The organism is Pseudazoarcus sp. NS34 (assembly GCF_059703725.1).
The window spans coordinates 377709-389168 of the sequence record NZ_BAAKIZ010000003.1 but is presented as its reverse complement, the minus strand read 5'-3'; the positions used below and the strand labels follow the sequence as shown (position 1 = coordinate 389168).

The 11460-nt window shown below is 62.8% G+C and carries 8 protein-coding genes; 5 read left to right on the top strand and 3 right to left on the bottom strand.

The genetic code is table 11. The features are described 5' to 3' along the window. The first annotated feature begins 377 nt into the window (after positions 1 to 377). A complete protein-coding gene (gene dnaE, locus AC6H0N_RS11980) occupies positions 378 to 3875 on the top strand; it encodes a DNA polymerase III subunit alpha (protein WP_497574340.1) in 3498 nt (1165 codons plus the stop codon). Positions 3876 to 3921: 46 nt separating this feature from the next. On the opposite strand, the gene AC6H0N_RS11975 is transcribed toward dnaE, so the two are convergent. The 3 genes from AC6H0N_RS11975 to AC6H0N_RS11965 all read right to left on the bottom strand — a co-directional run bounded on the left by AC6H0N_RS11975 (position 3922) and on the right by AC6H0N_RS11965 (position 6825). Further along, a complete protein-coding gene (locus AC6H0N_RS11975; RefSeq protein WP_497574339.1) occupies positions 3922 to 4215 on the bottom strand; it encodes an acylphosphatase in 294 nt (97 codons plus the stop codon). Between the two features lie 137 nt (positions 4216 to 4352). Further along, positions 4353 to 5174: a polysaccharide pyruvyl transferase family protein gene (locus tag AC6H0N_RS11970; protein ID WP_497574338.1), complete on the bottom strand. Its 822-nt coding sequence runs from the start codon at positions 5172 to 5174 to the stop codon at positions 4353 to 4355. Positions 5175 to 5430: 256 nt separating this feature from the next. Continuing rightward, positions 5431 to 6825 carry an undecaprenyl-phosphate glucose phosphotransferase gene (locus AC6H0N_RS11965; RefSeq protein WP_497574337.1) on the bottom strand — a complete coding sequence of 465 codons (1395 nt, stop codon included), beginning with the start codon at positions 6823 to 6825 and terminating at the stop codon, positions 5431 to 5433. Between the two features lie 321 nt (positions 6826 to 7146). Here AC6H0N_RS11965 and epsL point away from each other — a divergent pair, with 321 nt between their 5' ends. From epsL to epsE, 4 genes are all read left to right on the top strand, one after another. Then, positions 7147 to 8373, top strand: a complete 1227-nt coding sequence (epsL, locus tag AC6H0N_RS11960; protein ID WP_497574336.1) for an XrtB/PEP-CTERM-associated polysaccharide biosynthesis outer membrane protein EpsL — start codon at positions 7147 to 7149, stop codon at positions 8371 to 8373. 499 nt (positions 8374 to 8872) lie between these two features. After that, complete coding sequence (locus AC6H0N_RS11955) at positions 8873 to 9397, top strand: hypothetical protein (RefSeq protein ID WP_497574335.1); 525 nt, start codon at positions 8873 to 8875, stop codon at positions 9395 to 9397. Between the two features lie 201 nt (positions 9398 to 9598). Then, complete coding sequence (locus AC6H0N_RS11950; protein ID WP_497574334.1) at positions 9599 to 10546, top strand: EpsD family peptidyl-prolyl cis-trans isomerase; 948 nt, start codon at positions 9599 to 9601, stop codon at positions 10544 to 10546. 86 nt (positions 10547 to 10632) lie between these two features. Continuing rightward, on the top strand, positions 10633 to 11448 hold the full coding sequence (epsE, locus tag AC6H0N_RS11945) for a polysaccharide export protein EpsE (RefSeq protein ID WP_497574333.1): 816 nt from the start codon (positions 10633 to 10635) through the stop codon (positions 11446 to 11448). Positions 11449 to 11460: the final 12 nt, after the last annotated feature.

Here is an 11460-nt window from a genome sequence, read left to right as displayed (position 1 = left end):
CCTACAAGGGCAGGGCGCTGCGGATGGTTTTCAATCCCTTCTGAGCCGCTGAGCGAAGAGTGCTCACGGCGGGGCCTTCCGGCCTTGCTGTTTGAGCGAAGCGAGTTCGCAAGGCCGGCCGCCGGGAGTGCTCGCAGCGAAGGGAGCCCGAAGGGCCGGCGAGGAGGGTGCACTTCTTTGCCTTCTTTCTTGTTGCACTACAAGAAAGAAGGTCGCCCGCCGGGGCGAAATCCCGGCCGGTCGAGGCATGCGGCCCCTCATGCCGCAGAGCTTGCGCCCATACAGATTGGACGAACGCGGCGGTCCATCGAAGCGCTACAAATCCGTTTCGTGACACCGTCCGTCACCCGCTCCCGGATCGGGTAAACTCCTTCGCCATGGACGCCCGCACCCCCCGCTTCGTACACCTTCGCCTGCACTCCGAATACTCGATCCAGGACGGCATTGTCCAGACCGACAAGGCCATTGAGCGCGCCGCCGAAGAAGGCATGCCCGCGCTGGGCATTTCCGATCTGGCCAACCTCTTCGGCATGGTCAAGTTCTACAAGGGCGCGCGGGCGAAGGGCATCAAGCCGGTCATCGGCTGCGACGTGTGGATCACCAACGAGGCCGAGCGCGACAAGCCGCATCGCGTGCTGCTGATCTGCCGCGACCGCAGCGGCTACGGCCAGCTCTCCGAACTGCTGACCCGCGCCTATCTCGAGAACAAGCACCGCGGCCGCCCGGAGTTGCGCCGCGAGTGGTTCGACGAGCAGGCGGTGTCGGGCCTGCTGTGCCTGTCCGGCGCAATGTCGGGCGACATCGCCCAGGCGTTGATGAACGGCAACCGCGATACGGCCGACGTGCTCGCCAAGTGGTGGGCGGCGCGTTTTCCCGATGCGTTCTACATCGAGCTGCAGCGCGCTGGTCATGCCGGCACCGAAACCTACATCGCCGAGGCGGTGCTGCTCGCTGGCCGGCTCGATCTGCCGGTGGTGGCGACGCACCCGATCCAGTTCATTGCGCCGGATGACTACATGGCGCACGAGGCGCGCGTGTGCATCGCGCAGGGCTATGTGCTGGCCGACAAGCGCCGGCCGCGTGACTTCACACCCGAGCAGTACTTCAAGAGCCAGGACGAGATGTGCGCGCTGTTCGCGGATCTGCCCGAGGCGCTGGAGAACGCCGTCGAGATCGCGCGGCGCTGCTCGCTCAGCGTCGAACTGGGCAAGAACTATCTGCCGCAGTTCCCGACGCCCGCGGGCATGACGCTGGATGACTTCCTGGTGGCCGAGGCCAAGTCCGGGCTCGAAGTGCGGCTCAAGGAACTTTATCCCGACGAGGCGGAACGCGAGGCGCAGCGTGCGCGCTACGAGGCGCGACTGCAGATCGAGACCGACACCATCATCCAGATGGGCTTCCCCGGTTACTTCCTGATCGTGGCCGACTTCATCAACTGGGCCAAGGAAAACGGCGTACCGGTGGGCCCCGGGCGAGGTTCGGGCGCCGGCTCGCTGGTCGCTTACAGCTTGCGCATCACCGACCTCGATCCGCTCGCCTATGCGCTGCTGTTCGAGCGTTTCCTGAACCCGGAACGTGTGTCGATGCCCGACTTCGACATCGACTTCTGCCAGGACAACCGCTACCGCGTCATCGAATACGTGCGCGAGCGCTACGGCAAGGAGGCGGTCAGCCAGATCGCCACCTTCGGCACCATGGCCTCTAAGGCCGTGGTGCGCGACGTCGGCCGTGTGCTGGATCTGCCCTACGGCTTGTGCGACCGCCTCTCGAAGCTGATTCCGGTCGAGGCCAACAAGCCGGTTTCGCTGAACCGCGCTTACGAGATGGAGCCACAGATCGGCGAGATGATGGCCGACGGCAACGATGGCGAATCGGTCAAGGAGTTGTGGGAACTCGCGCTGCCGCTCGAAGGCCTGTCGCGCAACGTCGGCATGCACGCCGGCGGCGTGCTGATCGCGCCGGGCAAACTCACCGACTTTTGCCCGCTGTACATCGCCGACGGTGAAGACGCCACGCCGGTTTCGCAGTTCGACAAGGACGACGTCGAGGCCGTGGGCCTGGTGAAGTTCGACTTCCTCGGCCTGCGCAACCTCACCATCATCGATCTGGCAGTGAAGTACGTCGAGCGCCTCACCGGCGAGAAGCCCGACCTCAATTCGCTGCCCTTTACCGACCCGGCCGCCTACAAGATACTGAAAGACGCCAACACCACGGCGATCTTCCAGGTCGAATCGGACGGCATGAAGAAGCTCCTCAAGAAGCTCGGCCCCGACCGCTTCGAGGACATCATCGCCGTGCTGGCGCTGTACCGACCGGGCCCGCTGGGCTCGGGCATGGTGGATGACTTCATCCTGCGCAAGAAGGGCCAGCAGGCCATCGACTACTTCCACCCCGATCTGAAACCCTGCCTGGAGCCGACCTACGGCGTCATCGTGTACCAGGAACAGGTCATGCAGATCTCCCAGATCATCGGGGGCTACACGCTGGGCGGCGCCGACATGCTGCGCCGCGCGATGGGCAAGAAGAAGGCCGAGGAGATGGCCAAGCACCGCGAGACCATCGCGGATGGTGCCGCCACAAAGGGCTACGACCCGGCGCTGGCGGTTCAGCTCTTCGAGCTGATGACCAAATTCGCCGAATACGGCTTCAACAAGTCGCACACCGCTGCCTACGCGGTGGTCACCTACCACACGGCGTGGCTCAAGGCGCACCACTGCGCGGCCTTCATGGCGGCGACCATGTCGGCGGATCTGGACAACACCGACACCATCCGCATCTTCTTCGAAGACACGGTGGCCAACGGGGTGAAGGTGCTGCCGCCGGACGTGAACGAATCCGACTACCGCTTCGTGCCGACGGATTCCAAGACCATCCGCTACGGCCTCGGCGCCGTGAAAGGCTGCGGCGAACCGGCCGTGCGCTCCATCGTCGCGGCGCGCGAAGCGGCTGGGCCGTTCCGCGACCTGTTCGACTTCTGCGAACGTGTGGATCGTCGCATGGTGAACAAGCGCGTAGTCGAAGCGCTGATTCGCGCTGGCGCCATGGACACGCTGCCGGGCCACGCCGGCCGTGACCGCGCCGAACTCGTCGCCACGGTCAGTCTGGCCATGGATGCGGCTGACCAAGCCGCCGCCAACGCCATGCAGGGCGGCCTGTTCGACATGATGCCGGAGGCCGCGGGGGCTGCGCCGGCGTTCGTTTCGGTGCGCCCGTGGAGTGATCGCGAGCGCCTCAAGGAAGAGAAGACCGCCATCGGCTTCTTTCTGTCGGGCCATCCGTTCAACTGCTTCAAGCCGGAAGTGCGGCGCTTCATTCGCCGCACGCTGGCCGACATCGAGCCCTCACGCGATCTGGCACTGATGGTCGGGGTGGTGATGGAGGTGCGCACCAAGGTCGGCAACCGCGGCAAGATGGCCTTCGTTCAACTCGACGACGGCACCACGCCGCGTGAAGTGGCCGTGTATTCCGAAGTGCTCGACGCCAACCGCGGCAAAATCGTTACCGATGAAATCCTGATCGTCGAAGGCAAGGTCAGCCGCGATGATTTCAACGGCGAGGGTGGCCTGCGCATCATCGCCGACAAGCTGATGACACTGGGCGAGGCGCGCAGCCGCTTCGCCACGGCGTTACAGCTCAAGCTCAACGGCGAAGTGGGTGAAGCCGGCGGCGCCATTGCCGCCGTCGAACGCCTGCAATCGCTGCTCGGGCCTTTCCGTGATGGTGGTTGCCCGGTGCGGCTGCGTTATCGCAACGCGGTGGCCGAGGTCGACCTGCCGTTCGGCGAATCCTGGCGCATCCGCCCGGAGGACGCGCTGCTCGAGAACCTGCGGGAGTGGTTGCCGGGGGACGCGGTAGAACTGCTGTACCGGAGCTGAGGCGCCGGCATTCGCTGCCGGCGCAAAGCCGTTTCGACCGATGGCGTTACTGCGTCGGCAAGACCCTGAAGCCCTCGTCCGGCGGTTCCGTCGCCGTAATCTCGATGCGCGTCACTTCGGCTGAGGGCGGACCTTCGTGGGCCCAGTCGATAAAAGCTTCGACCTTCTCCTCGGGGCCGAATATCACGGCTTCCACTTCACCCGAAGACCGGTTGCGCACCCAGCCCGAAAGCCCCAGCAGCAGGGCTTCCTGCTCGGCGCTGGCACGGTAGTACACACCCTGCACCCTGCCGTGGATGAGCAGATGGCGGGCGACGGCTTGGCGCTGCGTGTCGGTCATGGTGAGGTTCCCCGGCGGGCATTCTGATAAAGATTTTTGCGCACCGCCGAGCTAAGTGGCGGTGGCGTCCGCTACCAGTGTGGCATCGAAATCTGTGCCTTGCAGCACGGCAACTATCCCTTGGCCGGGCTACGCGCTCAGGCAGCTTCCCGCCACAATTCGAACGGGAATGCGTTGAGCAGGGGGGCTGGGTCGTATCGCGGAGGAGGCATGCCCCCCATTTCCAGTCCTTCTTCGATCGAGTTGGCGAAGACGAACTCTGCTTCGGTTCTGCCACTGCCGAAGTAGTAGTCCTTGTACTTGAACAGATCCTCGGTTTGCGACAGGCGCACGTATCGGGCCGGTATGCCGAAGGCCTCAGCGATGATCAGCCCGTGCAACGAGCTCGCCAGCACCAGGCGCGCGTTGAGGATGGCCTTGATGACGACATTCCAGCCCCACAGTGGTGACACCACGTGAGGGTGAGCCTCCACCAGACGGATGTCGTGCAGATTGGGCACGAAAAGATAATCCTCGACAGGCTGGCGCTCGAATCGACCCTCGAAGAGTTGCGGGACCAGCAGCGCAGGGTCGCCGAACACGTCCGGTGCCGAAATGCCCCGTTTGCGCAGAAACTCGGCGGTGAGCGGGCCTCTGACTGCATGCACGGTGAGCTGCCGGGCTGTGAAGTGTTCTTCTCCGACCTTGCCGTTCCAGCCGGATCCCCAGACGTGGTTGTTGTCCTCGGCGAAATGCAGCACCGAGCCGATGGCCAGCAATCTGGAGCGGCGCTCCACCTGGTCGTCGAGGCTCAAATGACGTTCGGCCAGGATCTGTCGGCAGACAACTTCGGAGAGTCGGTCGCCGAAATTGATGCTTCCGTCACTTGGTGACCAATGGAACAGCTCCACATGTGGATACGGCAGCCGTGGAGCAACGGCTGGAGGGCTTTTCTGTTGTTTGAAGATTTTGCTCAGCACACTTCGAGATCCTATGCGGGGGGACGCCACCTTGACGCAGTTGCAGCCAAAAACCCGTAACAACCGGTGAGGCCGTCATGCATTCACCCTAGCCAGACAGCGTGAACGTGAGGTTACGGAGCGGCCGGATGGGCCTGCGTCAGATGCGTGGGGTAATCGGGAATGTCTTGCGCTGCGAGACCATTGGGGCCGACGGCCTGCGCCCCGGGATGTGCGCAGCGGGGCGAGATGAGCCTTGCGCGCGAGCGCAGGGATTTCAGTAGGCGTTGCGGTCCTTCACGACCAGCAGCGCAGTCTTGATGGTGATCCACAAGTCCAGACCGAGAGACCAGTTGCGCAGATACTCGAGGTCGTACTCGATGCGCTTTTCCATCTTGTCGATGGTTTCGGTTTCGCCCCGGTAGCCATTCACCTGCGCCCAGCCGGTGATGCCCGGCTTGACCTTGTGGCGGACCATGTAGCCCTTGATCAGCTTGCGATAAGTCTCGTTGTGGGCGACGGCATGCGGGCGTGGGCCAACGATGCTCATGCGCCCCTGGATGACGTTGAAGAACTGGGGGAGCTCGTCGAGAGAGGTGCGCCGGATGAAGGCGCCGAACTTCGTGATGCGCTGGTCGCCCTTGGTGGCCTGTTTGACTTCCGGGCCGTTGTCGGTGGTGGTCATCGAGCGGAACTTGTAGACGAGAATTTCTTTGCCATCAAGGCCATAGCGCTTCTGCTTGAACACGATCGGGCCGGGCGAAGAGAGCTTCACGCCGACGGCCACGGCGACCATGATCGGCGTCAGCATGATCAGGATCAGGATCGAAAGCACGATGTCAGACAGTCGCTTGATGACGCCGTTGAAGCCGGTGAACGGGGACTCGCAAACACCCACCACCGGCATGCCGCCAACCCCGCGCATGCGGCCCTGTATCAGGTCGGTTACGAAGATGTCGGGCACGAAGTAAATCGAGGCAGTGGTGTCCTTCAGGTCGTCGAGCAGCGTGAGGATGCGCGGCTGGCTCGCCATGGGCAGCGCGAGATAGATGGCGTCGATGTTCTTGGCCTTGACGTAGCGCGCCAGGTCCTGCATCTGCCCCAGTACGGGAAGCTTGTCGGTCTTGTCCAGGCGCTCGCTGCTGCGGTCGTCGAAGTAGCCCATGACCTGGGTGGCCAGATAGGGGTTGTCCTGGAACTGTTCGGCGAGCCGCAAGCCGATGTCGTTCACGCCCACCACCACTGCCGTCTTGCAATGCGCGCCGACGGCGATCAAGCGCGGCAAGGTGTATCGCGCCAAGGCATGTCCTGCCACCAGGGCGAAAGGCGTAAGCACACCCCATGCAATCAGGATGTTGGGAAGGAAGTGGCCCGTGTACCCGGTGGCATAGCCGAAGGCGCCGAGTGCCAGCGCGAACAGCAGCCAGTTGGTGAAGATCTTGCGCAGCATCCGGTTCGGCGGTTCGTGGAAGCCGATGTTGCCCGGAAAGGTCAGTGCGAAGGCCAGCAGCGCCAGGATCAGATACTGGGGTGCGAGTTGGCCGTTGATAGCAATGGTGCTGGCGAGCAGCACGGAGACCACAACAAGAGGGTCGAGAAATGCCTCGATCGCACCCGGCAGCGTGAAGCCGTTGCGCAGCAGATGGGTCGGTTTCTCCATGGCGAAAAGCATTTGCTCTTGCGGCTCCAATGAGTCGAACACGGGCGTCAGGCGGGAAGCGTGTGCTCGGAAGAGCGGGAGGCTTCCCGCCGGGTAGAGCGCCTGACAGGCGCGCCGGAGGGCCGGCAACGCGACGGGTCCGGCAAAAACTAACCTACGGGCTCGGGCAGGCGCTTCGCTTTGTGTAACGAATCACTTCTCACAATCTGCTACACCAGCGGCGGCAAAGCCTCGGTTATAGTTCTGCCGATGCCCCCCGCATGCAGAGTCATCCGGCATGTTCATCCGCGTTGGGCAGGCGCATCTCATGACTTTGGGCCAGGCTTTGAACGAATGAACTCACCGCCCGACACCTTCCGCCCCGTTCTCGGCCACGCCCTTGCTGTCGGCGTTCTGCTTGCCGGACAGGGGTTTGCTCAACCTGCCAGCGCCGAGCGCCTTGAGTCGCTCAGCGCAGACGTTGGTTATCGCCACTATTACGACAGCAACCTCTATCGTGTCGGCGAGGGGCGAACCGGTCCGAATGGCAAGCGTCACGACAACGTCACCAGCACCTTTGCGAAAGTGGGCTTCGACCAGACCTACAGCCGGCAGCGACTGAGTGCTGCTCTCGGAATGTCGCGCAACGAATATTCGGTCAACAAGAATCTCGACCATACGGCCCACGACATGCGTGCCGCATGGGATTGGGAGCTCGGCAAGCGCTGGAGCGGCCGTTTCAGCTACGACGAGATCGATCAGCTGGCCAGTTTCGACGACTTCGTCGATACCGAGCGCAGCATGAACACTTACCGACGCGCGGCCGGCGAGGCGCGTTTCACGTGGCATCCGAGCTGGTCGGCCGCGGTGGGCATGGATAGCGCGGGCAACCGCTTTACCGGAGAGACCCGCAGCGGGGCGGAGTTCGATGCCCGTACCGCGATCCTCAAGATGGACTGGCATCCGAGGAGTGGCAACAAGCTGGGTGTGTCGTACCACGACACCGATGGCACCTATATCAATCGCCCGAGCGCGCCCGGCTCCACGCGCGATTACCAGCAACGCGAACTGCGCCTGAACACCCGTTGGCAGATGACGGGCAAGTTTCGCATGAGCGGTTACGTCGGGCAGACCCGGCGCACCTACGATACGGCCCCGAACCGGGATTTCAGCGGCGCGACCGGACGGCTTGAGTTCGACTGGATGGCGACAGGGAAGCTGTCGGTCAACCTCGCCCTGCGTCGTGAAATCGGCTCGGAAGAAGACCTCCTCACGACCTTCGCCGTCACCCGTGCAGTGAAGATCAGCCCGTCCTGGGCGATTACCGACAAGATCACGCTGGGTGCCGAGTATCAGCGTTTGCGCCGGGATTTCCGTGGAGATACCGGGCTGGACGTGGCGCCAGAAGACCTCCCGTCGCGCGATGACGTCACGCATCGCTATGGGCTCAATCTGCGCTACAAGCCGATTGATGCGCTTACCTTGACCTTCATGCTCCGCCACCAGGAGCGTCAGGCCAACACCGCGTCGCGAGACTACGACTCCGATTCAGCCAGCCTGTCGGTGCGCTTTACCTTCTGAAATTTTCCCCTGTTTGGTGCCTGCCTGCTCCGTTCTGGTGCGGGTTAGCGCCGTTTCACTCTTCTGTCTGATACCCGCCGACGCACTTGCCCGGCGTCGTGCTGCTTCGCGCTCGTCCCGGAGTTGAGGTAACGCGCCCACGTGCGGCGCCCAACCTAATCCGGACACCTCTCCTGCGTCCGTTCAAATGTATAGAAATGCGACGCTAATGATGCGGCGCAGCATTCAGTCTGAAGCCTGCAATATTCCCGCACGAGCGTGGTTTGCTGACATCCGCCCGAGCCCGAAAAGCTAGGCGAGAAACATATCCGGATACATCTTCGGCAATCCACTCACTCACTTTGCTCACATTGAACGAGTGAAATGCAGCGCTGTGCTCGTATTGATATTTCAATGCGGCAATCTGAACTTCCTGCACAAAAAACATATTTATTTTCTGGCCTGAATGATGCTTGGCTTTATTCCGGGATATCTCGAAAACGACTTCAAGGAGTGATCCGTGAAACGGGCGATTTCAGATTTTTCTATAGCGCTTGCAGTTGCGTGTGCGATCGGGAGCGTCAGCGCTCCAGCGGTGGCGTCGCTCGATCAAGAGCGCTCCCAAAGCGGCGCGGCGCAGGCCCCCAGTGCCTTGCCCGCCGGCGTGCACCTGCTGCGTTCCTCGACCGTCGACGGTCTCGGCGAGCCTGCCTCTTTCCGCTCTGCATCAAGCGCTGGTCGCTGGTTCAGCGAGTTCTCGGGCGAGCCGTGGGACGGGCATGTCAACCTTTTCTTCGGCCTCAAATCGTCGGATTTCGTCTCCATGGCGCGCTACGCCTCGTCGGCTCCATTTGCGCTGGCGGGAGCGGAGCCAGCGGGTGCGGGAGAGGTAATTGCCTTGCGCCCTGCCGGACAGGCTTTCGCCGATGCGATGGCGTTGCCCGAGCGTTCTGCGGCACATCATCAGCCTGATCCGTATGCAATGCTTCTCGCCGGCCTTGTGCTGATCGGTCTCATGGCGCGCCAGAGAATGAACCTTGATTGATGGGGAGTCTGGATCATTTATTTTAGTCATTCATTCAAATTCGTAGCCTCTTCCTAATTCACGTTCCATTGCCTTCTGCTTTGCGTTTTCTTTCAATCAGCAACACGAATCAGGTTTAACCAGGTCCGTACGACTGATACCGTGCATTCGTCATTATTTGTGCGGTTGCACAACGCCATATTGCATTCAAGAGGTCGCCCCATGTTTTCGCTTCTCTGCCTGAAGCGTGCCCGAGTTTTCGCTGTGCTGTTTCTGCTCGCCGGGTGCAGTGGGGACGACGCAGGCCGGAATCCGGATGTCGCGGCAAAGGTCAATAACGCCGAAATCAGCGTTCACCAGGTGAGCCGCATGCTCGGTTCCGAAGGCTGGCCCGGCGAGTGGCGAGGCGTGCAGGAGGGAAGTGAGGCGCTTGAGTGGCTGATTGACCAGGAGCTGATCGTTCAGAAGGCCCGCCAGCGTCATCTGGAGCGCGATCCCGAGGTGGCGCGGGAGTTGGAGGCGTCAAGGCGCGAGATTCTGGTGCGTGCCTATCTGGATCGCGTCGTCGGGCCGGCGTCGCCGCCTTCGGAAGACGAGGTCCAGGCCTTCTACGAGGCCAACCCCGCGTTGTTCGAGAAGCGCCGGGTGTACGAGTTGCAGGAGATCGTCGTGCAGCTGGAGCAAGGGCAATTCGAGGCGCTGGAGGCAGTTCTCTCGGAGTCGCGCAGCCTTGAGGAAGTCCTGGTGTGGCTCGGTGCCAAGGGCATCGAGTTCCAGGCAGCAAAAGTCGTGCGCGCGGCCGAGCAGTTGCCGTTCGAGCGTCTCGGCGACTTTGCCGGGATGCGCAGTGGACAGATCGCCCTGGCCCGGACGGCCTCGGGCGCCCAGATGATCCATCTGGTGGGCGCTCGCAGCGAGCCGCTGAGCCTTGCGCAGGCGCAGCCACGCATCGAGGAATACCTGATGAACGACGAAATGATCAAGGTTGCGCGTGACGAGCTCGCCCGCCTGCGCGGCGCGGCGCGCATTCAGTACGGCAGGGATTTCATGCAGAAGGCGAGTGCGCAGGGCGCCGAAGCTGCTGCCGAAACCCCGACCGCAGCAGCCGACCGTGTCGCGAATGAGCCGATTCAGGCTGCGTTCGAGCGCGGTGTTGCGGGCTTGCGGTGAGTTGCGGTGCCGGCCTGTGGCCGGCTCTGTTCCGGTGGCGCGAGTCGCCGGATGGATCGATCAAACCTTATTTGAGGCTGGATAGCATGAATGCAAACATTTTCCGCCGGCCAGTGATGGCCCTGGTCTGGCTGCTGTTCGCGGCGTGCCTGTCGTCAACGGCTCTGGCGCAGAAGCAGGAATACGTCCTGAGCCCTGGCGACATCGTGCGCATCACCGTCTTCCAGAACCCGGATCTGACGACCGAGGCGCGGGTCTCCGAGGCCGGGACGCTGACCTTCCCGTTGCTCGGTTCGGTGCGGGTCGGCGGGCAGTCCATCTCGAACGCAGAGGCCACGATCGCCGGCCGGTTGCGCGAAGGCGGCTTCGTGATCAAGCCCCACGTCAACATCCTGCCGATGGAAATGCGCGGCAATCAGGTGGTGGTGCTCGGTGAGGTCGATCGGCCGGGGCGCTATCCGCTTGAGATCTTCAACCAGCGTCTGGCCGACATGGTGGCGACCGCCGGGGGGATTTCCGAGGAAGGCTCGGAGCAGGTCGTCCTCATCGGGGAGCGTAACGGCAAGCCCATGCGCATCGAGGTCGACATGGCCTCGCTGTTCAGTGATGACGGGCACGACCGCAACGTGCCGCTGGTCGGCGGCGACATGATTTACGTACAGCGTGCCCCGGTCTTCTACATCTACGGCGAAGTGCAAAGTCCCGGCGCCTTTCGTCTGGAACGCGACATGAGTGTCATCCAGGCCCTGGCGACCGGCGGCGGCCTGACGGCGCGCGGAACGATGCGGGGGCTGCGCGTCCATCGTCGTGACGAAGGCGGCAAGTTGCAGATCATCGAGCCGGGGCTCGACGACCTGCTGCTGCCGAACGACGTCGTGCATATCCGCGAAAGCCTGTTCTGATCGAGGAGGCGA

What these genes read in the sequence shown, in the direction of transcription:
- dnaE (WP_497574340.1), top strand. Translation starts at nt 378, where the DNA reads ATGGACGCCCGCACCCCCCGCTTCGTACACCTTCGCCTGCACTCCGAA.
- AC6H0N_RS11975 (WP_497574339.1), bottom strand. Translation starts at nt 4,215, where the DNA reads ATGACCGACACGCAGCGCCAAGCCGTCGCCCGCCATCTGCTCATCCAC.
- AC6H0N_RS11965 (WP_497574337.1), bottom strand. Translation starts at nt 6,825, where the DNA reads ATGCTTTTCGCCATGGAGAAACCGACCCATCTGCTGCGCAACGGCTTC.
- epsE (WP_497574333.1), top strand. Translation starts at nt 10,633, where the DNA reads ATGAATGCAAACATTTTCCGCCGGCCAGTGATGGCCCTGGTCTGGCTG.
- AC6H0N_RS11950 (WP_497574334.1), top strand. Translation starts at nt 9,599, where the DNA reads ATGTTTTCGCTTCTCTGCCTGAAGCGTGCCCGAGTTTTCGCTGTGCTG.
- epsL (WP_497574336.1), top strand. Translation starts at nt 7,147, where the DNA reads ATGAACTCACCGCCCGACACCTTCCGCCCCGTTCTCGGCCACGCCCTT.